This window comes from Shimia gijangensis (assembly GCF_900142085.1).
Lineage (GTDB): Bacteria > Pseudomonadota > Alphaproteobacteria > Rhodobacterales > Rhodobacteraceae > Shimia > Shimia gijangensis.
Genome location: NZ_FQZQ01000014.1, coordinates 1 through 23,201, shown reverse-complemented (window position 1 = coordinate 23,201; position 23,201 = coordinate 1). Strand labels below are relative to the sequence as shown.

Annotated in this window: 21 protein-coding genes and 1 pseudogene; 14 read left to right on the top strand and 8 right to left on the bottom strand. The window is 53.6% G+C overall.

Features of this window, described 5'->3' with window-relative positions; genetic code table 11:
* Nucleotides 1-18: 18 nt before the first annotated feature.
* The 3 genes from mutT to BUC32_RS12680 are packed head-to-tail and all read right to left on the bottom strand — an operon-like array spanning nucleotide 19 to nucleotide 2,518.
* The gene (gene mutT / locus BUC32_RS12690; protein WP_073253338.1) at nucleotides 19-420 is read right to left on the bottom strand and encodes an 8-oxo-dGTP diphosphatase MutT; all 402 of its coding nucleotides are present in this window, start codon (nucleotides 418-420) and stop codon (nucleotides 19-21) included.
* A complete protein-coding gene (argJ, locus tag BUC32_RS12685) occupies nucleotides 420-1,649 on the bottom strand; it encodes a bifunctional glutamate N-acetyltransferase/amino-acid acetyltransferase ArgJ (RefSeq protein ID WP_073253335.1) in 1,230 nt (409 codons plus the stop codon). The genes mutT and argJ overlap by 1 nt, the downstream gene beginning before the upstream one ends.
* A gap of 2 nt (nucleotides 1,650-1,651) precedes the next feature.
* The gene (locus tag BUC32_RS12680; protein ID WP_073253333.1) at nucleotides 1,652-2,518 is read right to left on the bottom strand and encodes a peptidylprolyl isomerase; all 867 of its coding nucleotides are present in this window, start codon (nucleotides 2,516-2,518) and stop codon (nucleotides 1,652-1,654) included.
* A 171-nt stretch (nucleotides 2,519-2,689) separates the two neighbouring features.
* Between BUC32_RS12680 and secA the strand changes: the two genes are divergently transcribed.
* The 3 genes from secA to BUC32_RS12665 all read left to right on the top strand — a co-directional run bounded on the left by secA (nucleotide 2,690) and on the right by BUC32_RS12665 (nucleotide 8,089).
* Entirely contained in the window at nucleotides 2,690-5,386 is a 2,697-nt protein-coding gene (gene secA, locus BUC32_RS12675; protein WP_073253331.1) for a preprotein translocase subunit SecA, read from the top strand.
* Between the two features lie 95 nt (nucleotides 5,387-5,481).
* The gene (locus tag BUC32_RS12670) at nucleotides 5,482-6,507 is read left to right on the top strand and encodes a hypothetical protein (RefSeq protein WP_073253328.1); all 1,026 of its coding nucleotides are present in this window, start codon (nucleotides 5,482-5,484) and stop codon (nucleotides 6,505-6,507) included.
* A gap of 22 nt (nucleotides 6,508-6,529) precedes the next feature.
* Complete coding sequence (locus tag BUC32_RS12665) at nucleotides 6,530-8,089, top strand: substrate-binding domain-containing protein (protein ID WP_073253325.1); 1,560 nt, start codon at nucleotides 6,530-6,532, stop codon at nucleotides 8,087-8,089.
* On the opposite strand, the gene radC is transcribed toward BUC32_RS12665, so the two are convergent.
* Nucleotides 8,086-8,847 (bottom strand): RadC family protein, encoded by a 762-nt coding sequence (gene radC, locus BUC32_RS12660; RefSeq protein WP_073253595.1) that lies wholly within the window; start codon nucleotides 8,845-8,847, stop codon nucleotides 8,086-8,088. The genes BUC32_RS12665 and radC overlap by 4 nt on opposite strands.
* A gap of 66 nt (nucleotides 8,848-8,913) precedes the next feature.
* Between radC and BUC32_RS12655 the strand changes: the two genes are divergently transcribed.
* Complete coding sequence (locus tag BUC32_RS12655) at nucleotides 8,914-9,855, top strand: amino acid ABC transporter substrate-binding protein (RefSeq protein WP_245815181.1); 942 nt, start codon at nucleotides 8,914-8,916, stop codon at nucleotides 9,853-9,855.
* A gap of 53 nt (nucleotides 9,856-9,908) precedes the next feature.
* Here the strand turns inward: BUC32_RS12655 and dnaJ are convergent, their stop codons facing one another.
* On the bottom strand, nucleotides 9,909-11,063 hold the full coding sequence (dnaJ, locus tag BUC32_RS12650) for a molecular chaperone DnaJ (RefSeq protein ID WP_073253319.1): 1,155 nt from the start codon (nucleotides 11,061-11,063) through the stop codon (nucleotides 9,909-9,911).
* A 77-nt stretch (nucleotides 11,064-11,140) separates the two neighbouring features.
* On the bottom strand, nucleotides 11,141-13,051 hold the full coding sequence (gene dnaK / locus BUC32_RS12645) for a molecular chaperone DnaK (protein WP_073253316.1): 1,911 nt from the start codon (nucleotides 13,049-13,051) through the stop codon (nucleotides 11,141-11,143).
* A gap of 207 nt (nucleotides 13,052-13,258) precedes the next feature.
* Between dnaK and BUC32_RS12640 the strand changes: the two genes are divergently transcribed.
* Nucleotides 13,259-13,864 (top strand): alpha-ketoglutarate-dependent dioxygenase AlkB family protein, encoded by a 606-nt coding sequence (locus BUC32_RS12640; RefSeq protein ID WP_073253313.1) that lies wholly within the window; start codon nucleotides 13,259-13,261, stop codon nucleotides 13,862-13,864.
* Here the strand turns inward: BUC32_RS12640 and BUC32_RS12635 are convergent.
* Nucleotides 13,861-14,490, bottom strand: coding sequence for an SH3 domain-containing protein (locus tag BUC32_RS12635; protein WP_073253309.1), 630 nt, complete (start codon nucleotides 14,488-14,490; stop codon nucleotides 13,861-13,863). The genes BUC32_RS12640 and BUC32_RS12635 overlap by 4 nt on opposite strands.
* On the bottom strand, nucleotides 14,487-15,308 hold the full coding sequence (locus BUC32_RS12630) for an ABC transporter permease (RefSeq protein WP_073253306.1): 822 nt from the start codon (nucleotides 15,306-15,308) through the stop codon (nucleotides 14,487-14,489). Before BUC32_RS12630 ends, BUC32_RS12635 begins: the two co-directional genes overlap by 4 nt.
* A gap of 144 nt (nucleotides 15,309-15,452) precedes the next feature.
* Here BUC32_RS12630 and cysQ point away from each other — a divergent pair, with 144 nt between their 5' ends.
* The 9 genes and pseudogenes from cysQ (at nucleotide 15,453) to rfbA (ending at nucleotide 23,097) form a co-directional block, all read left to right on the top strand.
* Nucleotides 15,453-16,223 (top strand): 3'(2'),5'-bisphosphate nucleotidase CysQ, encoded by a 771-nt coding sequence (cysQ, locus tag BUC32_RS12625; protein ID WP_407695250.1) that lies wholly within the window; start codon nucleotides 15,453-15,455, stop codon nucleotides 16,221-16,223.
* Entirely contained in the window at nucleotides 16,223-17,023 is an 801-nt protein-coding gene (locus BUC32_RS12620) for a 3-deoxy-manno-octulosonate cytidylyltransferase (RefSeq protein ID WP_073253301.1), read from the top strand. The genes cysQ and BUC32_RS12620 overlap by 1 nt, the downstream gene beginning before the upstream one ends.
* Nucleotides 17,020-18,261: a glycosyltransferase family 2 protein gene (locus tag BUC32_RS12615; protein ID WP_073253299.1), complete on the top strand. Its 1,242-nt coding sequence runs from the start codon at nucleotides 17,020-17,022 to the stop codon at nucleotides 18,259-18,261. The genes BUC32_RS12620 and BUC32_RS12615 overlap by 4 nt, the downstream gene beginning before the upstream one ends.
* A gap of 27 nt (nucleotides 18,262-18,288) precedes the next feature.
* Nucleotides 18,289-19,308 carry an NAD-dependent epimerase/dehydratase family protein gene (locus BUC32_RS12610; protein ID WP_073253297.1) on the top strand — a complete coding sequence of 340 codons (1,020 nt, stop codon included), beginning with the start codon at nucleotides 18,289-18,291 and terminating at the stop codon, nucleotides 19,306-19,308.
* A gap of 50 nt (nucleotides 19,309-19,358) precedes the next feature.
* Nucleotides 19,359-19,541: pseudogene (locus BUC32_RS20960) on the top strand (sugar phosphate nucleotidyltransferase); the annotation flags it as partial.
* A 226-nt stretch (nucleotides 19,542-19,767) separates the two neighbouring features.
* Nucleotides 19,768-20,334: a dTDP-4-dehydrorhamnose 3,5-epimerase gene (gene rfbC / locus BUC32_RS12600; protein WP_073253292.1), complete on the top strand. Its 567-nt coding sequence runs from the start codon at nucleotides 19,768-19,770 to the stop codon at nucleotides 20,332-20,334.
* On the top strand, nucleotides 20,331-21,380 hold the full coding sequence (gene rfbB, locus BUC32_RS12595) for a dTDP-glucose 4,6-dehydratase (RefSeq protein ID WP_073253289.1): 1,050 nt from the start codon (nucleotides 20,331-20,333) through the stop codon (nucleotides 21,378-21,380). Before rfbC ends, rfbB begins: the two co-directional genes overlap by 4 nt.
* The gene (gene rfbD, locus BUC32_RS12590; protein WP_073253287.1) at nucleotides 21,377-22,234 is read left to right on the top strand and encodes a dTDP-4-dehydrorhamnose reductase; all 858 of its coding nucleotides are present in this window, start codon (nucleotides 21,377-21,379) and stop codon (nucleotides 22,232-22,234) included. The genes rfbB and rfbD overlap by 4 nt, the downstream gene beginning before the upstream one ends.
* Nucleotides 22,231-23,097: a glucose-1-phosphate thymidylyltransferase RfbA gene (rfbA, locus tag BUC32_RS12585; RefSeq protein ID WP_073253285.1), complete on the top strand. Its 867-nt coding sequence runs from the start codon at nucleotides 22,231-22,233 to the stop codon at nucleotides 23,095-23,097. Before rfbD ends, rfbA begins: the two co-directional genes overlap by 4 nt.
* The last annotated feature ends 104 nt before the right edge of the window (nucleotides 23,098-23,201 follow it).

The following is a 23,201-nucleotide window of genomic DNA, read 5'->3' as shown; positions in this document are numbered from 1 at the left end:
CAATCTGATTTCAACAAGTTACAAGAGCCAATCTCGTAAAATTGGGATCAACGGAATATCTGCAGGGGGCATTGGGTAATCGCGCAGATCCCTGGCACGCACCCATTTCAATGCCTGGCCTTCATTCGACGTTGGTGTGCCTTCCCATTTGCGACAGGCAAACAATGGCATCAAAAGATGAAAGTCATCGTAGGTATGCGAGGCAAAGGTCAACGGCGCAAGGCAGCTGGACCATGTATTGATGCCCAATTCTTCCTTTAGCTCGCGGATGAGTGCCTGTTCAGGTGTTTCACCTGGTTCGATTTTGCCGCCGGGGAATTCCCATAGGCCTGCCAGTGACTTACCTTCGGGGCGTTGTGCCAAAAGCACACGACCATCGACATCTATCAAGGCAACTGCGGAGACGAGCAAAACCTTCATCAGGAACGATAGTCTGCGTTGATGGTGATGTACCCATGGGTTAGATCGCACGTCCAGACTGTGGCTTTGCCGGTTCTCAAACCCAGATCAACGTTGATGGTCAGATCTTGATTCTTCATATGGGCAGCTCCGTCTTCTTCGCGATAATTCGGAGAAACCCACCCGTTTTCGGCCACCAGAACATCTCCAAAACGGATCGACAAAAGATCACGGTCAGCCTTAGCGCCCGATTTTCCGATCGCCATCACAACGCGACCCCAGTTCGGGTCTTCGCCCGCAACCGCCGTCTTAACCAACGGAGAGTTTGCGATTGAAAGCGCGTGCGTTTTTGCATCTGCGTCGTTCATGGCTCCGGTGACACATATCTCAACGAATTTAGTTGCGCCTTCGCCATCGCGAACCACTTGATGGGCCAAATCCAGCATGACTTTGTGCAGCGCATCCCGAAACGGGCCCTGTCCACTGTGGATGACAGCGCCGCTTGCGCCAGTGGCAGCCAGCAAAAGCGTGTCTGAAGTCGAGGTGTCGCTGTCTACTGTGATGTTGTTGAACGTGACATCTGTAAGCTCGGAGAGCATGGATTGCAGCAAGTCGCGCTCGACTTTGGCGTCTGTGAAAACATAAACCAACATCGTCGCCATATCTGGCGCGATCATGCCAGAACCTTTGGCGATACCTGCGATTTTCACCGGAGTCCCATCGATTAGAACCTCAGTGGCGGCCGCCTTGGCAAATGTATCGGTTGTGCGGATGGCTTCAGCGGCGTCCACAAGAGATCCCGCCGAAAGCTTGCTGCGCAACTCGTTTATCTTGGACGTAATGCGGTCATATGGCAGCGGTTCACCAATGACCCCGGTTGAAGATGAGAACACCCGTGTTTCGGGCAAACTCAGACAATCGGCCACCGCATGTGTGACTGCCTTGGTCGCTTTCACACCATTTCGCCCGGTAAAAGCGTTTGAGTTGCCTGCATTCACGATGATCGCGGCGCCTGCATCACTGTCGGTCAGAATTTTGTCCTGACAGTCGAGAACAGGGGCCGATCGAGTGGCCGATCGCGTAAAGACGCCTGCGATGGTTGAGCCGGGTGCCAGTCGCGCCAGCATGACGTCTTTGCGTCCCTGATACTTTACCCCGGCTTCGACGGCGGAAAACTCGGCGCCCCCTATTTCGGGAAGGTCGGGAAAGGACTTGGGCGCCAAAGGCGATACTTGCGTGATTTCAGCCATCGTTATTCTCCGACAGGGGCATCCAATAGGTCAGTTTGCTTCAGAACGGCAGGGTTCATCGCCTCTGCGGCACTGCGGTCAATTTTGGCGTTTTCTGTCAGTCTTGCAATCTCGGCGTCAACCAGCGATTGCTGCAGAGCATCCAGCAGTTCTTTACGCACCTCTTCCAGCCGGGGCGCCGCTTGGACTCGGGTTTCATTCAGCTTGATAATGTGCCAGCCAAAATTGGTTGGAGTGGGTTCCGAAATGTCTCCAGCTTTCATACCGACAACCGCCTGTTCAAAGGCCGGAACCATGGCCCCCGGGCCAAACCAACCCAGCGAACCACCCGAAGGCCCAGATGGACCGGTTGATTTCTCTTTGGCGGTTTCTGCAAAATTCGCTCCTGCCAAAAGTGTTTCTCGTACCGCTTCGGCTTCTTCTTGGGAGTCGACCAGAATATGCGCGGCGTTATATTCCATCGGGCCGGAATAATCGGCGCCGTATTTGGCGTCATAGGCCTTTTGGATATCTTCGTCGGTCATGCCTTTTTCGATGATCCGGGTAATGGCCTCTCCTGCGGACATTAGACGGCGCTGGTTCTCTATAGAAAGCTCGATACGGTGGGTCAGGTCCCCGTTCAGAGACTGCGACAACACCGCTTGCTGTATGATTTGATCCAGAATTCCGTTGAACAACAGATCGTCAGGCAGGGATCTGTATTGGTCTGTCAGGGCCTCGCGGACCATCATCATATGGCCAAGGGTAATCTCTTCTCCGTTGACCGTGGCAACCACGGAATCCAGATTGATCGTCTCTTCGGCCATGACCGGACTACAGAGCAACATGGCAACAGTAAATGAGCGGAGAATCCTGAGGTGTTTCGACATCGAATGGTCCTTGGCTGGTGCCGCGCGGGTTGGCGGCGTTGACACTGTTACATAGGGCCCTTACATCGCTTGCAGCGCAGGTGGAATGGCCGTTTCCCTGTTTGTATGAGCAGGGCGCGGAACGAGCAAGCAGATGCCTCGCACGATTGTGTCAATGAAGGACAATATTACATGCTGGGTATCGGAAAACTTGCCAAGAAAGTGTTCGGAACGCCGAATGACCGGACGATCAAGGCAACCCGCCCACTCGTTGAAAAAATCAACGCGCTCGAGCCTGATTTCCAGAAGCTTTCTGACGACGAAATTAAAGCCAAGACAGTGGAATTGTCTGAGCGTGCCAAAGGCGGCGAAAGTCTCGATGATCTGTTGCCCGAAGCCTTTGCCAATTGCCGCGAAGCTGCCCTTCGGGCGCTGGGACTGCGAGCCTTTGATACTCAGCTGATGGGCGGTATTTTTCTGCATCAGGGCAATATCTCGGAAATGAAAACTGGTGAAGGTAAAACACTTGTGGCGACCTTTCCGGCCTATTTGAATGCTTTGACTGGAAAAGGCGTGCACATAGTTACGGTGAACGACTATCTGGCGCGTCGTGACGCGGAATGGATGGGCAAAGTCTATGGTGCGCTAGGCATGACAACCGGGGTGATCTACCCACAGCAGCCAGACCAGGAAAAGCGTCAGGCCTATGCCAGCGATGTGACCTATGCAACCAACAACGAACTGGGTTTTGATTATCTACGTGACAACATGAAGGGTGACCTTCGCGAGATGTCGCAGCGCGCGCATAACTTTGCGATTGTTGATGAAGTGGATTCGATTCTGATTGACGAGGCGCGTACGCCTTTGATCATTTCGGGTCCCTCTCAGGACCGCTCCGACATGTATCTGTCAATTGATGTTCTGATCCCCGATCTGCTGGAAGACCATTACACCATCGACGAAAAAACCCGTCAGGTGACCTTTACCGATGACGGTAACGATTTTCTTGAGGCGCAGCTTTTGGCTCGCGGCATTTTGCCCGAAGGCCAGTCGCTGTACGACCCTGAAAGCACGACGATTGTTCACCACGTCAATCAGGGTTTGCGTGCCCACAAGCTGTTCACAAAAGACAAAGACTATATCGTGCGCGATGGCTCGATCGTGTTGATTGATGAATTTACCGGCCGTATGATGTCAGGTCGCCGCCTGTCCGAAGGCCTGCATCAGGCCATCGAGGCCAAAGAAGGCTGTGAAATTCAACCAGAGAACGTCACACTGGCTCAGGTCACCTTCCAGAACTATTTCCGTCTGTATAACAAACTCTCGGGCATGACGGGTACGGCGGCGACCGAAGCTGAGGAATTTGCCGAAATCTACGGCCTTGGTGTTGTCGAAGTGCCAACCAATCGTCCGATTGATCGTAAAGATGATGACGATGCCGTTTATCGCACCGGGGCCGAGAAGTTTGAGGCGGTGGTTGAAACCATCAAAGAAGCCAATGCCAAAGGCCAGCCCATTCTGGTGGGGACCACGTCAATCGAAAAGTCCGAGTTTCTGAGCGAAATGCTGACCAAGGCGGATGTCAAACACAATGTTCTGAACGCGCGTCAACACGAACAGGAAGCACAAATTGTGGCCGATGCCGGAAAATTGGCTGCGGTGACGATTGCGACCAACATGGCGGGTCGCGGAACGGATATTAAATTGGGCGGCAACGTCGAGTTCAAAATTCTCGAAGCCATTGCGGCGGATCCCGATGGCGACCACGCTGCAATTCGCGCTCAGATGGAAGAAGCTCACAAGGCTGATGAAGAGGCCGTGATCAAGGCCGGTGGTCTTTTCGTTCTGGCCACTGAACGTCATGAAAGCCGACGTATCGACAACCAGCTTCGCGGTCGTTCGGGCCGTCAGGGTGATCCGGGCCGTTCGTCATTCTTCCTAAGCCTTGAAGATGATTTGATGCGTATCTTTGGTTCCGAGCGCCTGGACAAAGTGCTGTCGAGCCTTGGCATGAAAGAGGGCGAAGCTATTGTGCATCCTTGGGTGAACAAATCACTGGAGCGGGCGCAGGCCAAAGTCGAAGGTCGGAACTTTGATATTCGCAAACAGCTTTTGAAATTCGACGATGTGATGAACGATCAGCGTAAGGTGATCTTTAACCAGCGTCGCGAGATCATGGAAGCAGAAGACCTGTCATCCATTGCGCAGGACATGCGTCACGAAGTGATCGGCGATCTGGTGGACGAATACATGCCACCCAAGACCTATGCCGATCAGTGGGACACAGAGGGCCTTTATGCCGCTGCAATCGAACGTTTAGGTGTGGATGCGCCTGTTATCGACTGGGCCAAAGAAGAAGGCGTGGACGACGAGGAAATCATTGAGCGCCTGGAAAAAGCTGCAGATGAGATGATGGCGCAAAAGGCCACGAGCTTTGGTCCGGATGCAATGCGGATGATCGAAAAGCAGGTGCTTTTGCAGACCATCGATACCAAGTGGCGCGAGCACCTTTTGACGCTTGAGCATTTGCGCTCGGTGGTTGGGTTCCGTGGCTATGCGCAGCGCGATCCGCTGAATGAGTATAAAAACGAGTCATTCCAGTTGTTCGAAAGCATGCTGGATGGGCTGCGTGAAGATGTGACCAAGACACTGGCCAACATCCGCCCGATGACCGAAGAAGAGCAGCGTCAGGTTGCGGTGGAAATGTCCGAGCAACAAGAACAGTTGGAGCAGGCTTCGGCGGATCAGACACCTAAGGCGCTTGCAGGCGAAGCCCGCGAAGGCTTTGATGAAAATGACCGTGAAACCTGGGGAAATCCTGGCCGAAACGAGGCCTGCCCTTGTGGATCCGGGAAGAAGTTCAAGCACTGCCACGGACGCCTGAACTAAGATAAATCGTCAGACAATCTCCAAAAGGGCGCCATATGAGCGCCCTTTTTTGATGACATCTATTCTCGCGGGGCAGAGTGAGTTTGGAGTCATAGATGTCGGAAGAAAACATTAACGTATATCGTCGGTACGCACTTGCCGGAGCGACTTTTTCGGTGGCTATCTCCATTGGTTTTCTCATGCAGACCAGTGAACCAAGTTATGCCGCCCACCGGTTACCGAAAGCAAAAACTCCGGTGGCGACCAGTGATGCGACGCAAGCCAGCCTGTCGGGAACGACTGAAATCCAACCCGATCAAAACTACGTTCCCTCTGCTATCCCGGTGCCTCCACAAGACGCAGTTGCACACCAGGCGTTGCCTGCGCAGCCTGTTGTTCTTTTGGTGTCACGAGATAAGCCGGTTGGTGTTTTGCCTCAGGAGGAAAGCACACCGTTTTTGAATTGCAAGCCGTCCCTCACAGCCGAGTCTGGGGCCGCAGCAATGGTGAATTTAACATTGTTGGCACCCTGCCTTTCCGGTGATCGGGTGACAATTCACCATAGTGGCCTGAAGTTCACCGAAATTGTTGGGGTTGATGGAGATCTGAACGTCGCGGTTCCTGCCCTATCTGAAAAGGCTGTATTTGTCGTGGCCTTTACGAACGGTGATGGTGCAGTGGCGCAGACGACAGTGGATTCTCTGACATTTTATGATCGCGTGGCGGTGCAATGGAAGGGGCAGACAGGACTTGAGCTTCATGCCCGTGAATATGGTGCAGCCTACGGAACGACAGGTCATGTCTGGCGTGGTGGACCGCGTGATGTTTCTGCGGTCGCAGGTGGTGAGGGCGGGTTCCTGGCACAATTGGGAAATCCCGAAACCGCCGACGCACTGATTGCCGAAGTTTATACATTTCCATCCGGAACTGCACAAAACGAAGGTACAGTGATGCTTAGCCTTGAAGCTGAGGTCACCGCATCAAATTGCAACAACCACGTAAGCGCTCAGACTATCGAAGTTCAGCCTGATGGCGACCTGCGAACGCATGAAATGGAGCTAAGTTTGCCAGATTGCGAGGCGACAGGTGAATTTCTAGTGTTGAAAAACTTGCTCGAAGACCTGACAATCGCTTCCAACTAGAAGTGATTGCAGGATTTGATTGATGCGACACCTTTGTGCGGCGTTTAGCGCCGCACTTTTCCTTTTTCTCGGGCTTTCTACGGCAAGTGCACAAGATGTTACGCTAACGTCTCAGGACGGTTCGGTAGAAATTTCAGGCACGCTTCTAGGATTTGACGGCGAGTTTTATCGTGTGCAAACCGTTTATGGAGAGCTGACGGTCGATGGCACCGGGGTGAACTGCGAAGGGCCAGCCTGCCCGAGTCTCGTAAATTTTGTTGCCGAAGTGTCTATCTCAGGTGCGGCGACAATGGGCGATGTGTTGATGCCCGCGCTGATTGAGGCCTTTGCTTTGCGCAACGGATATAAAGTGGCTCGTTTGACTTCGGATTTGTCGCAGTTTGAATACCAGCTTTTCAATCCGGACAATGACGCGCTTTTGGCACGGTTTCAGTTTCACGCCACAAATTCAGATGAAGGTTTTGCTGATCTTTTGGCAGATGAAGCGGACATTGCCATGTCTTTGCGCGAAATTCGCGAACCCGAAGCGCGTCTTGGGTATGATGCTGGTCTCGGCGATATGACGGGCAGTAACCGTAGTCGGGTACTGGCTTTGGACGGCATGGTGGCTGTGGTGTCCCCCGGCAACCCGGTCAGAGCGTTGTCACCCCTGCAACTGGCGCAAGTGTTTGCCGGCCAAATCGATAACTGGGCCAAGTTAGGTGGGCCCAATGCACCGATTGCGTTGAATTTGATGGTTGCGAGCTCGGGAATGGCGCAGGCTGTTGAGGATCAACTGATGAAGCCGGTGGGCCGTGTGGCGGCAGACAGTGTGTTGCGCCATGATCGCAACATCTCGTTGGTGTCCTCTGTGATGCGCGATCCTTTTGCGATTGGTATTGCGAGCTATGCCGAAACCGGAAACACGCAACCCTTAGCGTTGACAGGAGACTGTGGGTTTTCGATGGCTGCGTCCAGACGCACGATCAAAACCGAAGACTATCCTCTGACTGCGCCCATGTTCTTGTATTTCCCAGCGCGTCGCCTGCCCAAGATTGCACGAGAATTTCTGGCCTATACGCGCAGCCCGTCAGCCCAGATCGTTATTCGCCGGGCTGGGTTTGTGGATCAGTCTCCGGAAGAAGTGGCGATTAACCTTCAGGGTGCCCGGTTTGCCAATGCGATTGCAGCATCGGGCGCAGATGTCCCGCTTGAGGAGCTACAGCGGATGGTGGCCCGGCTTGCCACAATGAAACGTCTGACAACGTCGTTTCGGTTTCAGGCGGGCTCAACACGGTTGGATGCACAGTCACGGTCAAACGTCCAACAGCTGGCCCGATCGCTTGAGGCCGGAAGCTATGACGCCCGCAAGCTGGTATTTGTTGGCTTTAGCGATGGCGATGGACCTGCCAGCGGCAACCGCAAGATTGCTTTGAAACGGGCAGAGACAGTGCGTCAAGCGGTGAAGGATGCGGCAGAAACCGCAAATTTTGACCACCTGTCCCTTGAGGTCGAAGCCTTTGGCGAAGCCATGCCCATGGCTTGCGACGATAGCGCTTGGGGCCGTCAGGTAAATCGACGTGTCGAGGTTTGGGTGCGCTAGAGATAACCTTCGGATCGAAAGCTAAGCTCGCGGGACTTTCCAATCACCAAATGATCGTGCAGCGTTATGCTCAAAGCCTCAGCTGCTTGTTGAATATGCTGAGTCATGGTGATGTCAGAATCGGATGGCGTAGGGTCGCCCGAAGGGTGGTTGTGAACCAGTATCAGGGCGCTGGCGTTGATCTCTAACGCGCGCTTCACAACCTCACGGGGATAAACGGGAACATGGTCAACTGTTCCCTGAGCCTGCTCTTCGTCTGCGATCAGTACGTTTTTTCGATCAAGGTAAAGCACGCGAAACTGTTCGGTCTCACGGTGCGCCATTGTTGTGTGGCAGTAGTCGATCAATGCGTCCCACCCGGACAGCACCTGGCGCTGCAGAACGCGCGACCGAGCGAGCCGCTGCGCCGCTGCCTCAACAATCTTAAGCTCTGTAGTAACAGCTTGTCCCACACCTTTGACTTCACCCAAACGGGCCACGGAGGCGGAAAGTACGCGATTAAAATCTCCAAAAGTCTCAAGCAGAAGGTGGGCTAGAGGTTTTACGTCCTGACGTGGTACCGCCCGAAACAAAACAAGCTCTAACATTTCATAGTCCGGGAGCGCGTCTGCGCCACCTTCAATAAACCGTTCTCGAAGACGTTTGCGGTGATTTGAAATGTATGAGGGAAGTTTTCCCTTGGATAATGGTAAGGGCAGAGCTTCATCCGACTCAAAAAGCGGTAAAGGCATTTCAGAAAAGGCAGGCGTGTCAGACATGCCCAAATCGTGACTGAACAAGGTGAATGAAGCGTTAAGCTCGGTCACCCGACCGGCCTGAGGTTGATGGAAATGCCACTTGAGTGCACGATACATTGGTGGGAGGATTGGTCAATTGAGTTCGATTTTGCCCAAAATCGGCAAAGTCCGCAAAATAGTAGGGACATTATGAAGAATTTCTTCCTTTCACTTCTCACCATTGGTCTTCTGGCCTTTCCGGCACATGCCCAAACTCTGGACCGGATCAAAGAAACGGGGCAACTCAAGCTTGGGTATCGGATTGATGCAGCACCACTGTCTTATCAAAGAGTCGGAGGTGAGCCCGCTGGGTATTCCCCGCTTATTTGTGTTCAGTTGGGTCAGGCCATCGCCAACCATTTAAAGATGAAGGATCTAGAGGCCATTTTTGTTCCGGTGGATGCCTCGGATCGCTTTGACAAGGTTGCAAGTGGCGAGATTGATCTATTGTGCGGCGCGGCCACCATTACTCTCAGCCGACGCGAGTTGGTTGATTTCTCGATACCGACGTTTGTGGATGGAACGTCGCTTATCGTTCACAATGACTCACCGGATAGCTTTCAGGAACTTGCGGGCAAAAAGTTAGGTGTGCGCAAGGATACAACGACCGAGCAAGCCTTAAACAACTCAGTTAAGGCGGCCGGTATGGACGCCAAGGTCTATACTTTCAGCTCGCACAGATTGGGCATGGCGGCTCTCGAAAGCAACGAGATAGATGCCTATTTTGCAGATCAATCCATTCTCTCCGGGCTGCGTATGGCAAGTGCAAAAGCGAATGAACTAAAGATGCTTTCTGAAATACTAACCCTTGAAAAACAGGGTCTGGCGCTTGCGCGAGGAGATTCCGAGTTCCGGCTTCTTGTGGATAGAACTATTTCAGAAATGTATGCGAGAGGTGAAATGGTTCGCATTTTGGAGGGTGAAATCCCTGGGGCTCGGCCCGGAATCGCCCTCAAAGCGATGTATTTGATCGCTCCAACGACCGAGTAATAATCTTCACGTACAAAATGTAAAAGGGCGGGCTATACCCCGCCCTTGTTGTCTTAGCCCTTCATGGAATCCCAGAAGCTTTTGACCGATTTGAAAAAGCTGCTGCTTTCGGGATTGTTTTCCTCGGACAGTTCTTCGAACTCACGCAAAATCTCTTTTTGACGGCTGGTCAGATTGACCGGAGTCTCGATTGCCATTTCGATAAACATGTCACCGGCTCCACCGCCGCGCAACGCAGGCATACCTTTGCTTCGAAGCCGCATCTGGCGCCCTGATTGCGATCCACCGGGGATTTTCACCCGACTGCGGCCGCCATCGATTGTGGGAACTTCAATATCGCCACCCAGCGCAGCTGTGGTCATGGATACCGGTACACGGCAGAACAGATTGGTGCCTTCGCGCTCAAACAGTTCATGTTGGGCCACTTCGATAAAGATATAGAGATCACCCGCTGGTCCGCCCCGCATACCGGCTTCACCCTCGCCAGCAAGACGAATGCGCGTACCGGTTTCTACGCCCGCAGGAATGTTCACCGACAAAGCGCGGTCTTTTTCAACGCGGCCCTGGCCGGCACATTGTTTACAAGGATTCTTGATGATCTGCCCCAGACCCGAACAGGTCGGGCAGGTGCGCTCAACGGTGAAAAACCCTTGCTGAGCGCGAACTTTGCCCATTCCGGAACAGGTTGGACAGGTAGCCGGTTCTGCACCGCCTTCAGCACCTGTGCCATTGCAGGGTTCACACTGTACCGACGTTGGCACGTTGATTGTTTTCTGCATTCCAGCAAAAGCATCTTCCAATGTGACGTGCAGGTTGTAGCGTAGATCCGAGCCACGCGCTGCGCGCTGGCGTCCACCACGCCCACCGCCGCCGCCGCCCATAAAATCACCGAAGAGATCGTCAAACACATCCGAAAATGCGCTGGAAAAGTCGCCTTGACCACCACCAAAACCTCCGCCGGGATGGCCGCCACCCATACCACCTTCAAAGGCAGCGTGGCCGTAACGATCATAGGCAGCTTTCTTGTCGCCGTCCTTCAGTATTTCATAGGCTTCGTTCGCTTCTTTGAACTGGGCCTCGGATTCCGGATTGTCAGCGTTGCGGTCGGGATGGAGTTCTTTGGCCTTTTTGCGATAGCCTTTTTTGATCTCGTCCGCAGAAGCCCCTTTGCTGACGCCAAGCACCTCGTAGAAGTCACGTTTTGCCATGGGTTACTCCTTTGGCCGGAAAGATGTGGGGCCGGTCCGGCAACCGGACCGGCCCCAATTCATTTCCGAATGCGCGCTTAGCGCTTGTCGTCATCCAAATCTTCAAAGTCGGCGTCGACGATATCGTCGTCTCCGGCTTCATCTGCCGCCATAGGCTCGTCTCCGGCCTCTTCCTGGCTGGCTTTGTAAATAGCCTCACCAAGTTTCATGGCGGCTTCGGTCACGTTTTGGATGCCCGATTTGATCTTATCCGCCGCGGTGTCTTCCTTCTCAAGGTCGTCGCGCAAGGCCGCAATGGCCAATTCAATCGCTTCAACCGTGGTTGGATCAACCTTGTCCGAATGCTCTTCCACCGATTTTTCGGTCGAGTGGATCAGCGATTCAGCTTGGTTGCGGGCTTCGATCAGCTCGCGACGTTCTTTATCGGCTTCAGCGTTCTCTTCGGCGTCTTTGACCATCTTATCGATGTCGTCATCCGACAAACCACCCGACGCTTGAATGGTGATCTTTTGCTCTTTGCCAGTGCCTTTGTCCGACGCGCCGACCGATACAATACCGTTGGCATCGATATCAAAAGTCACTTCGATCTGCGGCATGCCGCGCGGTGCTGGCGGGATGCTTTCAAGGTTGAACTGGCCGAGGATTTTGTTGTCGGCTGCCATTTCACGTTCGCCCTGGAACACGCGGATTGTGACGGCGTTCTGATTGTCTTCGGCGGTTGAGAAGATTTGGCTCTTCTTGGTTGGGATCGTTGTGTTGCGATCGATCAAGCGCGTGAACACGCCACCCAAGGTTTCAATACCCAACGACAGCGGAGTGACATCCAGAAGAACAACGTCTTTGACGTCGCCTTGCAGAACGCCAGCCTGAATTGCGGCACCCATGGCAACCACTTCGTCAGGGTTCACACCCTGATGAGGTTCTTTGCCGAAGAATTTGGTCACTTCATCTTTGACACGCGGCATACGGGTCATCCCGCCTACCAGAACGATCTCGTCGATTTCGTTGGCAGACATGCCAGCGTCTTTCAACGCAGCCTGACAAGGCTTCAGCGAGGCTTTGATCAGGTCACCCACTAGCGATTCCAGCTTGGCGCGAGTCAGTTTGATGACCATGTGCAGCGGCGTGCCAGAGTTCGGGTCCATGGAGATGAACGGCTGGTTGATTTCGGTTTGCGACGACGAAGACAGTTCGATCTTGGCTTTCTCTGCTGCTTCTTTCAGACGCTGCAGGGCCATCTTGTCTTTGGTCAGGTCGACGTTGTGCTCTTTTTTGAACTGCTCGGCCAGATAGTTGACGATGCGCATGTCAAAGTCTTCGCCACCAAGAAACGTGTCGCCGTTGGTCGATTTTACTTCGAACAGACCATCGTCGATCTCAAGGATGGTTACGTCGAAGGTACCGCCACCAAGGTCATAAACCGCGATAGTGTGGGTTTCTTCCTTGTCCAGACCATAGGCCAGAGCGGCGGCGGTTGGTTCGTTGATGATACGCAGCACTTCGAGGCCAGCAATTTTGCCGGCGTCTTTTGTGGCCTGACGCTGAGCGTCGTTAAAGTAGGCAGGAACCGTGATAACGGCCTGCGTGACTTCTTCGCCAAGATAGCTCTCGGCGGTTTCTTTCATTTTACCAAGAATGAAAGCCGAGATTTGCGAGGGGCTGTATTTTTCTGTTTTGGCTTCAACCCAAGCATCGCCATTGCCGCCATTGATGACGTTGAACGGCATGTTCTTGAGGTCTTTGGCCAGATCCGCGTCATCAAAGCGACGACCAATCAGGCGCTTTACACCAAAGACAGTGTTTTCCGGGTTGGTGACGGCCTGACGTTTCGCTGGCTGGCCTACAAGGCGCTCGTCATCTGTGAAAGCAACGATCGACGGCGTGGTGCGTGCACCTTCCGCGTTTTCGATCACTTTGGGTTGCGAACCATCCATGATGGCAACACACGAGTTTGTTGTACCGAGGTCGATACCAATTACTTTGCTCATTTTCGATCCCTTCTTAATTAAGGCGATTTATCCAGGGCGGACCCGTTTTGGCATCCAAGCCCCGATCCAGTTTGTAACGGGCACAGCCCATTACGCTTCGCAGGGTATATAGGGAGGCAAAAAAGGCCCTGCAAGCATCAGATTTCCCTTGAATGGTAAGAATCCGATGTTTTTTGCTAAGTGTGATTAATAGGGAGACATTTGTGCATGGTATCGCCGCTGACAATTAAAGGATTTCAGGTTTATCGCGGAATGCTTGATCTGGCATCGCAGATCGCTTTGATTGCCGATCTGAGGACGATTGCCCGGATCGCGCCATTTTCTGACCCTGTTACGCCCGGTGGCAGGCCGATGTCCGTTCAAATGACCTCAGCGGGTCAGATGGGCTGGGTAACGGACCAAAAAGGATACAGATATCAGGATCACCACCCAAGCGGGTCGAAGTGGCCGGAAATTCCCGCATCTGTTGAGTCCATCTGGAAAGAGGTCTCTGGGGTAAAACGGAAGCCGGATTGTTGTTTGGTGAACTTCTACGGGGAAGGTGCGCGGATGGGTCTGCACCAAGATAAGGATGAAGGTAGTTTTGACTGGCCTGTCGTGTCTGTTTCGCTTGGCGACGAGGGCCTGTTCCGAATGGGAAATATCTCCCGAGGCGGTAAGACCGAGTCACTTTGGTTGCAATCAGGTGATGTTGTTGTGATGGGTGGCGACGCCCGGCTTGCCCATCATGGGGTAGATCGCATTCGATTTCGGTCATCGCGACTGTTGCCAAAAGGCGGAAGGATCAACCTGACCTTGCGTGTGGTGGATTAGGGGCGAATAGAGCAGCAGCCCTCGTAGCCTTCAGGCGCACCATCTCCATGCAAAAACAAATCAATTGCCAGTCCAAAGCTCATATCTGACATACCGTCATGGCAGTCAGTTCGGCGAATAACGGCCGAGAAACCATTGGGGCCGTCAGTGTTCCTGCCACCAAGCCCGATCACGTTGTTCATGCGCGCGATTTGACCGCCATGCCAGTCGATGCTGTAGACTCGCGGTGTTTCTTCGACCATTGCCTGAAAAGACGCAACGCCTTGAGAGGGCGCGTTCATGGTCATGTCCCAGAAGGGTTCAGTGCCTCCGCATCTCAACTGTGCAGAAGACAAAAACCAATCGGCATCCGGCACAGGTGACAAATACCGCATGGACACCCAGCCAGAGATTTCGCCTGAGTTTATTTGCCCCCATTTACGGTCTTCAGACAGGCCAATCACTTCAACGTTGCGCTCGTTAAATGCAATCGTTCCCCAAATCTCTGAATTTGGGCTGGGATCTTCCCGCACGTTCAACACATCATCAGATGCCACATCTGTTACGTCAAAAAGCAATGGAAACTCACTGGCCAAAAGGATCGCAGGACTGAAGATCCAAAAAATCAGAAACAGAAGGTTTTTCATCGTCTTGCATCCCAGCTGATTGAAGCGTGTTTGCGTGTGTAAAACTCACCCATGAGGCCGATCATCAGTAGTATGAGTCCGAGATACAAAGGATACTCCACGCTCGAATTCCGAGGGGCGTAGTTGATGAACGCGAAACCCCGGGATTGATCAATACAGTGGAACAGCGGGTTCCAGTCAAACATGTTCAGCATGAAAGTCGGCAATGTGTTGGCCACGAACATCTTGCCGGATGCAATCATGTTGGCGCGCTGGTAGATTGTTGTGGCGATGCCAACAAAGGTCGGAAACCACGGCTTGAGCGCTAAAAGAACCACCCCGATTGCGATGCCTGTAAACCATGACAACAGCAGCATTGAGAATGCGCCTATGGGGTTATCAATCTCGAAAGGCGTAAAGGCGACGTGATAAATGAACAGAATTGAGAACAGCGAAAGTACCTGAATGTAGAGTGTACTGAGCGCGGCAGCAGCAATCGAAACAATCGTATTCATTGGCGCGTGCTTCATCATTGGAGATGACGGGCCCTCTGCCCCCGCAACCGCGCCAACTGTTTTTGTATGCGTCAGGAAAAGAAAGATCCCAGACATAATGTACAGCAGGAAATCACCCCGTAGTGCCGCACCGCGCAGCCCCAAAACCGAAAACATTACGTAGAATGCCAAAACAAAAATGGCGGCTTGCAGCATGTTCATGACAATCGACATCACGGCATTCCCGTGTGTTTTACGGACATTTCGCACAGCAGAATGGTAGATCAGTTCAAGAAGACTGACCGCGCTGGACATTCCATTTTGGGGAACCGGTTGTTGAAACATGGCCTCAGGGTCTGTTGATTGGATCTTGTTATGGCATGGATTTCTTGCCGTTCCGTTACGTGCAGAGCATAAGGGGCCGAACCATCAATTTCAACAACCTGCATTTGGAGGAAACTTTTGGATCATAATCTGCTTATTCCTATCATGCGCCGACTTGCAATCGAAGCAGGCGCAAAGATCATGGAAATCTACAATTCCGACGATTTCGACGTCAAGGTAAAGTCCGACGACAGCCCAGTAACGGCAGCCGACGAAGCGGCAGATGCGATCATTTCTGCAGGCCTGGTTGATGTGTTTCCAGATGTCATGCTGGTGACGGAAGAGCAGGCTGACAGCCATGCCAAAAAGGGCGATACATTCCTGATCGTGGACCCGTTGGATGGTACCAAAGAGTTTATCCACCGTCGCGGCGATTTCACGGTAAACATTGCCTATGTTGAAAACGGAGTACCTCAGCGCGGGGTCGTTTATGCACCTGCCAAAGAGCGGATGTTTTTTACGCAGGCGGATGGTCAGGCGGTCGAAGAGACTGGTGATTTTGCGTTGGACACGATTGGGAAAACCACTCCGATCAATGTAGCAGACAGTAACAACGCGGGCCTATTCATTGTCGCGTCAAAGTCTCACCGTGATCAGGCGACGGATGACTATATCAACAAGTACAACGTCAAAGACATGAAAAGTGCTGGGTCGTCTCTCAAGTTTTGCCTTATCGCGACAGGCGAAGCCGACATTTATCCGCGAGTAGGACGCACAATGGAATGGGACACAGCCGCTGGACACGCGGTTTTGCTCGGAGCCGGTGGAAATGTTGTACGCTTTGACGATCATTCTCCTCTCACTTACGGTAAGGAGGATTTCGCCAATCCATTCTTCATCGCCTATGCACCAAATGTAGAGTTGAAAGAGGCCTGATGTCTGTTCTGATCGCTATCCCGGCGCGTTATGCGTCGACTCGTTATCCCGGCAAACCGCTGGCAACGCTGACAGGGGCGACGGGTGAGTCCAAAAGCCTGATCCAGCGCTCATGGGAAGCGGCTTGCGAAGTGAAGGGCGTTGATCGGGTCGTGGTGGCCACGGACGACGACCGCATTCGCGCGGCGTCCGAAGCCTTTGGGGCCGAGGTTGTGATGACGTCTGAGACCTGTGCCAACGGAACCGAACGCTGTGCTGAAGCTTATGACAATCTGGGTGGCGGTTTTGATGTGGTTGTCAATCTTCAGGGGGACGCGCCGCTAACGCCGGCATGGTTCATCGAAGAACTGGTTGCAGGCTTGCGCCGCGATCCTGTGGCCGAGGTCGCAACACCTGTATTGCGGTGTGACGGACGTGCATTGAACGGATTTCTGGAAGACCGCAAAGCAGACCGTGTTGGTGGTACGACAGCAGTGTTCACCAAAGAACATCACGCGATGTATTTCTCAAAAGAAGTGGTGCCGTTTACAACGGAATCCTATGCAGATGATGCTGAAACGCCGGTGTTTCATCACGTTGGCGTTTATGCGTATCGCCCCTCAGCGCTGGGCGCTTACCCACGTTGGCAACCGGGCCCGCTTGAAAACCTGGAAGGGTTGGAGCAACTTCGGTTTATGGAGCACGGCCATAAAGTTTTGTGCGTTGAAGTCGAAGCGCGCGGGCGTCAATTTTGGGAGTTGAACAACCCCGAAGACGTGCCTCGGATCGAAGCGATGATGGCGGAAATGGGCACGCCATGACATTACCTCCGGTCAGCGTAGTTGTGGTCAGCCGGGGACGCCCCAAGGCTCTGCTGCGCTGCCTGACCGGAGTGTCACAGCTGTACTATCCTTGCTTTGAAATCTGCGTAGTGACCGATCCCGGCGGGGTCGCGGCGGTTCAAGAAAGCCCGTGGGCGCAATCGGTCAAATTAATCCCGTTTGACGAAGCCAACATTTCCGCAGCGCGCAATCTTGGGGTGGCGCAGGCCGCAGGTGAAGTTGTGGCTTTTATTGATGACGATGCAGTACCAGAACCAACCTGGCTAACCCATCTCTGTGCGCCTTTTGCCGAAGACCCAGATGTGGCTGCAGCGGGTGGTTTTGTGCGGGGTCGAAATGGTATTTCTTTCCAGTGGAAGGCGCAGACCGTTGATGTCACGGGTGAAACTCATGAATTGATTGTTGATGAGGTACGCGCAACTATTCTGCATCCCAATGAAGGCCGTGCGATAAAGACAGAGGGCACCAATATGGCGGTACGGCGCGATCTTTTGTCTGAACTGGGCGGTTTTGATCCGGCCTATCACTATTACTATGACGAAACCGACCTGAACTTTCGACTTGCTGCAAAAGGGTGTGCGACGGCCATTGTGCCTTTGGCCGAAGTTCACCATGGATACTTGCCGAATGCGACCCGACGGGCAAATCGGGTGCCGGGTGACTTATTTCAGATTGGCGCCAGCACCGCGGTTTTCCTTCGCAAGCACTGTCCGGCGAGCCAACATTCGGATGTCTGGCGGAAATTTTGTGAAAATCAAAAGCGGCGCGCTTTGCGGTTTTTGCAAAGTGGAGATCTGGAGCCTCGGGACGTTCGCTGCCTGATGACTGGGCTGCGCAAAGGACATGCCGAAGGGTTGAAACGCCCGCTGGGTGCGCTTTGCAAAATTCCGAGAGCGTCAGAAGGGTTTCGTAAGTTTCCGAAGAGCACAGCAAGATCGCCCGTTGTTGTCGCAGGCAGACGGCCCAACGCACGACGATTGCGTCAGCGTGCTCGGGATGAGGTTGGACAAGGTCGAAACGTGTCTTTGTTTTTGTTTTCTTTAACCGGGCTTTATCACCGTGTGCGATTTCACGAAGACGGCTATTGGGAGCATTGCGGCGGCTTGTTTGGTCGTTCAATACGGTCGCAACCGTTATTTCGTATCACGTCCTTTGGCCGTCGGTTAAAGGACGAGAAATTGCGCATTGCTGAGCAGCGCCGATTAGTTGATGAATAGCGTATTTGGTACCACGGAGATTGAGTGATGAGCGTTGAAACCCGTACGGCATTGGTGACCGGCTCTGCCGGATTTATCGGCTTTCATGTTGCGAAGCTTCTTTTACAGGACGGCTGGACAGTTGTCGGGTTGGACGCGATGACGGACTATTATGACGTATCATTGAAAGAAAAACGTCATGAAATGCTAGCGGAGTTCGGACGGTTTGTGCCTGTGATTGGTCGGTTAGAAGATTCCGGTCTATTGATGTCCTTGTTTGAAAGACATCAGCCGCAGGTTGTAATCCATTTGGCGGCGCAGGCGGGTGTGCGGTACTCGATAGATGAGCCTCGGTCCTATGTTGAGTCCAATCTGGTCGGAACTTTTGAGTTATTGGAAGCTGCGCGAGCCTTTCCGCCTGCGCATATGCTGCTGGCCTCAACTTCGTCCGCTTATGGTGCAAACACCGAAATGCCATATGCCGAGACTCACAAAGCCGACAGTCAAATGTCGTTCTATGCAGCGACGAAAAAGGCCACCGAGTCCATGGCCCACTCGTATGCGCATTTGTATCACCTACCAGTAACAATGTTCCGATTTTTTACCGTGTATGGCCCTTGGGGGCGTCCTGACATGGCGCTGTTCAAGTTCACAAAAGCCATTTTGGAAGGAACGCCAATTGATATTTACAACCACGGCGATATGAGCCGTGACTTTACCTATATTGATGATCTGGTTGCGAGTATTGTAGCGCTCGTTGGTGTTGCGCCCGCAGTGGACGGTGAGCCTGTAAGTGATGCCGACAGTCTGAGCGCCGTTGCGCCCTGGCGAGTGGTTAATATTGGCAACGGCCAACCAGTACAGCTGATGGCTTTTGTCGAAGCCATCGAAGACGCCATCGGGCAGGAAGCTGTCAAGAATTTCATGCCCATGCAGCCCGGTGACGTACCGGCAACCTGGGCTTCTGCAAGATTGCTGGACGAGCTGTCAGGAAAGCGTTCCAAGACTGAGCTTCGCGAAGGTGTTGCAAATTTTGTCGACTGGTTTCGATCTTACTACGCCGTATAGGTCAGGCGATATCTCGGCCTTCGGCGTCAGGAGTGTACTCTTCAACCCACTTGCCCAAGGTGTCTTTGGCGGCCGCAGGTGCCCGTCAGACTGGCGGCACGGCGTTTGGTTGCAGCGTGGTCGATCCCGAGCGTTATGGCGTGGTAGATTTGGCCACCGACGGCACGGCCCGGGGCATTGAGGAAAAGCCGAACAAGGCGCCGTCGCCTCACGCGGTGACCGGGCTATACTTTTCCAGATCCTGTCCAATGATTGGGAAGTGGCTCACATTATTTGGTAATTTAGATTTAAGTTCGGTCGAGCGAATGACAGCTTGGCAGATTTCATTTTTGCGAACATTTTGGATAATTGGATTGCAAAGAGGCCTTAGTGCCAGCTTGTTCAGGAATGATACGTAAAAACTTTACCCGCCTCTTCCCGGCGATTATGAAGTGCAGAGAGCATTTTTGGAAATTGAACATGTTAAATATTGAAGCAACATCTCTTTTTGATGTGAAAATCCTACGCCCTGCTCGGTTTGGTGACAATCGCGGATTTTTTTCCGAAAGCTGGAACCGCAACCGCATGTTTGAGGCGGGCCTGGATATTGATTTTGTTCAGGACAATCACTCCATGAGCCTTGATGTCGGCACCGTTCGAGGGCTGCATTTTCAATCCCCGCCCCATGCCCAGGGAAAATTGGTGCGATGCGGGCGGGGCTGTTTGTTTGATGTGGCGGTGGATGTGCGCAAAGGCTCCCCCACCTACGGCAAATGGGTCGGCGAAGAACTGAGTTATGAGAATGGAAAACAATTGTGGATCCCGGCTGGTTTTTTACATGGGTTTGTGACCCGCGCGCCCGAGACCGAGGTCATTTATAAATGCACCGATCACTATGCGCCGGACTGCGATGGCGCGGTGCATTGGGACAGTTGCGGCGTCGACTGGGGCTTTGACGGAACGCCGGTCTTGAGCAGCAAAGACGAGGCAGCACCAAAGCTGGCCGATTTCGACAGCCCGTTTGTGTACGAAGGACAGACCGCATGAAACTTCTTGTCACTGGGGGGGCTGGGTTCATTGGCTCGGCTGTGGTGCGTCTTGCGGTGGCGCGAGGCTATCAGGTGGTGAATGTGGATGCGCTGACCTATGCGGCTTGTCTCGACAATGTAGCAGAGGTGGCCGACAGTCCGGAATATGCTTTTGAACATGTCGACATTCGCGATCGCGCAGCGCTGGACCGGGTCTTTGCCACGCATCAGCCCGATGCGGTGATGCATCTGGCGGCAGAGAGCCATGTGGACCGGTCAATTGATGGGCCTGACGACTTCATCGAGACTAATATCACCGGCACTTACAACATGCTGGAAGCGGCCCGTACATATTGGGTGGCGCAAGGTAAACCGGAGACGTTTCGCTTTCACCATATCTCGACGGATGAGGTGTTTGGTTCGCTGCCTGCGAACCCGGACGTAAAGTTCACCGAAGACACGGCTTATGATCCGCGTAGTCCCTATTCTGCCTCAAAGGCCTCAAGCGACCATCTGGTGCGGGCCTGGGCCGAGACCTATGGCTTGCCGGTGGTGCTGACCAATTGTTCCAACAATTACGGCCCCTATCATTTTCCAGAAAAGCTGGTGCCGGTGGTCATTTTGAATGCGCTGGCGGGCAAGGACCTACCGATCTATGGCGATGGTGCCAATATACGCGACTGGCTTTATGTCGAAGATCATGCCGATGCGCTTTTGTTGGTGGTGGCTAAAGGCGCGGTTGGACGCAGCTATAATATTGGCGGCGAGAACGAGCGCACGAACCTTGAGCTGGTGAGAACGCTCTGTGCCATTCTGGACCAGAAACGCCCCAAGACAGCGGGCTCATATGCTGATCAGATCACCTTTGTCGCAGACCGCCCCGGGCATGATGCGCGCTATGCGATCGATCCCAACCGCATTCGTACCGAACTAGGCTGGCGGCCCAGTGTGACGGTGGAAGAGGGGCTGGAGAAAACCGTAGAATGGTATCTAGACAATGAGGTCTGGTGGTGGGCCCTGCAGAACCGGCAGGGTGTTGGTGAGCGGTTGGGGGTGAAGGCATGAGTATTCTTGTCTTTGGCACATCCGGACAGGTCGCCCGCGAATTACAGCGCCAAAGCGATCAGGTGATCGCATTGGGGCGTGATCAGGTGGATCTTTCTAACCCCCAAGCCTGTGCTGCCCGCATTGCTGATACGGATGCGATAGCTGTCCTGAATGCTGCTGCCTATACGGCGGTCGACAAAGCCGAAGAGGAAGAATCGCTGGCCACCGCCATCAATGGAGCGGCCCCCGCGGCCATGGCGCTTGCCTGTGCCGCCCGCGGTCTGCCATTTGTGCACATCTCGACCGACTACGTATTTAACGGGGCGGGGGAGATGCCTTTTACCCCCGACCATCCCACCAGTCCCCTAGGAGCCTATGGGCGCTCGAAACTGGCGGGGGAAGAGGCCGTACGAGCAGCTTGTGGCGTGCATGCCATTCTGCGTACGTCCTGGGTGGTGTCGGCACACGGCAATAATTTTGTGAAAACCATGTTGCGTCTTGGGGCCGAGCGTGACCGGCTGACCATTGTTGCTGATCAGATTGGCGGGCCTACTTGTGCGGCGGCGATTTCTGCCACCTGTCTGGCAGTTGCGCGGCAGCTGATCGAAGACCCGTCAAAGTCCGGAACCTATCATCTGTCGGGGGGGCCGGACGTGAGTTGGGCAGATTTTGCCCGTGAGATATTTGCCCAAAGCGGAACGGCTTGCGAGGTGGTTGATATTCCAACCTCGGACTATCCCACGCCTGCAGTGCGTCCGCTGAATTCCCGTATGGATAACGCCACAACAGAGACTGTTTTTGGTCTTCCGCGCCCGGACTGGCGCGCTGGTCTGAAAGATATTTTAAACGATCTTGGAGCATTGAAAGTATGACACAGCGCAAAGGCATAATCCTGGCCGGCGGCTCGGGCACGCGGCTGTATCCGATCACCATCGGGATCTCAAAGCAGCTGTTGCCGATCTATGACAAACCGATGATCTATTATCCGATCTCGGTGCTGATGCTGGGCGGCATCCGCGAAGTGGCGATCATCACCACACCGCAGGATCAGGCGCAGTTCCAGCGCACTCTGGGTGATGGCAGCCAGTGGGGCATGGAGTTTTCCTATATCGTGCAGCCCAGCCCCGACGGTCTGGCACAGGCTTATATTCTGGCTGAAGATTTTCTCGATGGTGCTCCCTCGGCGCTGGTGCTGGGCGACAATATTTTCTTTGGCCATGGGCTGCCCGAGCTTTTGACGCATGCCGATCAGGCGAATATGGGCGGCACGGTGTTTGGTTATCGCGTGGCCGATCCCGAACGCTATGGGGTGGTAGATTTTGACGCTGACGGTCAGGCGATATCGATCATTGAAAAGCCTGAAGTGCCGCCGTCAAACTTTGCGGTGACCGGGCTGTATTTTCTGGATGAGGATGCGCCTGCGCGGGCCAAAGAGCTCAAGCCTTCGGCGCGTGGAGAGTTGGAAATCACCACACTTCTTGAGATGTACCTGCATGATGGCAACCTGTCAGTAGAACGTATGGGACGGGGTTATGCTTGGCTGGACACCGGCACCCACGCTAGCCTTTTGGACGCCGGCAATTTTGTGCGCACACTGGAGCAACGCCAGGGCCTACAAACCGGCAGCCCCGACGAGATCGCCTTTGACCAGGGCTGGATCACTCGGACGCAGTTGGAGGAGCGTGCTAAATTGTTCAGTAAGAACGAATACGGGCGGTACTTAGCATCTCTTTAGGAATAGATTTAGGGGCTGTTGACGTTCGGGATTCCCATTTTGTCTGACTTCTGATTCAAGGTTGCAAACAAAGGAGAGTAATCTTGACCCGAAGAGTTTTGACC

What these genes read in the sequence shown, in the direction of transcription:
- mutT (WP_073253338.1), bottom strand. Translation starts at nt 420, where the DNA reads ATGAAGGTTTTGCTCGTCTCCGCAGTTGCCTTGATAGATGTCGATGGT.
- argJ (WP_073253335.1), bottom strand. Translation starts at nt 1,649, where the DNA reads ATGGCTGAAATCACGCAAGTATCGCCTTTGGCGCCCAAGTCCTTTCCC.
- BUC32_RS12680 (WP_073253333.1), bottom strand. Translation starts at nt 2,518, where the DNA reads ATGTCGAAACACCTCAGGATTCTCCGCTCATTTACTGTTGCCATGTTG.
- secA (WP_073253331.1), top strand. Translation starts at nt 2,690, where the DNA reads ATGCTGGGTATCGGAAAACTTGCCAAGAAAGTGTTCGGAACGCCGAAT.
- BUC32_RS12670 (WP_073253328.1), top strand. Translation starts at nt 5,482, where the DNA reads ATGTCGGAAGAAAACATTAACGTATATCGTCGGTACGCACTTGCCGGA.
- BUC32_RS12665 (WP_073253325.1), top strand. Translation starts at nt 6,530, where the DNA reads ATGCGACACCTTTGTGCGGCGTTTAGCGCCGCACTTTTCCTTTTTCTC.
- radC (WP_073253595.1), bottom strand. Translation starts at nt 8,847, where the DNA reads ATGTCTGACACGCCTGCCTTTTCTGAAATGCCTTTACCGCTTTTTGAG.
- BUC32_RS12655 (WP_245815181.1), top strand. Translation starts at nt 8,914, where the DNA reads ATGGAAATGCCACTTGAGTGCACGATACATTGGTGGGAGGATTGGTCA.
- dnaJ (WP_073253319.1), bottom strand. Translation starts at nt 11,063, where the DNA reads ATGGCAAAACGTGACTTCTACGAGGTGCTTGGCGTCAGCAAAGGGGCT.
- dnaK (WP_073253316.1), bottom strand. Translation starts at nt 13,051, where the DNA reads ATGAGCAAAGTAATTGGTATCGACCTCGGTACAACAAACTCGTGTGTT.
- BUC32_RS12640 (WP_073253313.1), top strand. Translation starts at nt 13,259, where the DNA reads ATGGTATCGCCGCTGACAATTAAAGGATTTCAGGTTTATCGCGGAATG.
- BUC32_RS12635 (WP_073253309.1), bottom strand. Translation starts at nt 14,490, where the DNA reads ATGAAAAACCTTCTGTTTCTGATTTTTTGGATCTTCAGTCCTGCGATC.
- BUC32_RS12630 (WP_073253306.1), bottom strand. Translation starts at nt 15,308, where the DNA reads ATGTTTCAACAACCGGTTCCCCAAAATGGAATGTCCAGCGCGGTCAGT.
- cysQ (WP_407695250.1), top strand. Translation starts at nt 15,453, where the DNA reads ATGCGCCGACTTGCAATCGAAGCAGGCGCAAAGATCATGGAAATCTAC.
- BUC32_RS12620 (WP_073253301.1), top strand. Translation starts at nt 16,223, where the DNA reads ATGTCTGTTCTGATCGCTATCCCGGCGCGTTATGCGTCGACTCGTTAT.
- BUC32_RS12615 (WP_073253299.1), top strand. Translation starts at nt 17,020, where the DNA reads ATGACATTACCTCCGGTCAGCGTAGTTGTGGTCAGCCGGGGACGCCCC.
- BUC32_RS12610 (WP_073253297.1), top strand. Translation starts at nt 18,289, where the DNA reads ATGAGCGTTGAAACCCGTACGGCATTGGTGACCGGCTCTGCCGGATTT.
- rfbC (WP_073253292.1), top strand. Translation starts at nt 19,768, where the DNA reads ATGTTAAATATTGAAGCAACATCTCTTTTTGATGTGAAAATCCTACGC.
- rfbB (WP_073253289.1), top strand. Translation starts at nt 20,331, where the DNA reads ATGAAACTTCTTGTCACTGGGGGGGCTGGGTTCATTGGCTCGGCTGTG.
- rfbD (WP_073253287.1), top strand. Translation starts at nt 21,377, where the DNA reads ATGAGTATTCTTGTCTTTGGCACATCCGGACAGGTCGCCCGCGAATTA.
- rfbA (WP_073253285.1), top strand. Translation starts at nt 22,231, where the DNA reads ATGACACAGCGCAAAGGCATAATCCTGGCCGGCGGCTCGGGCACGCGG.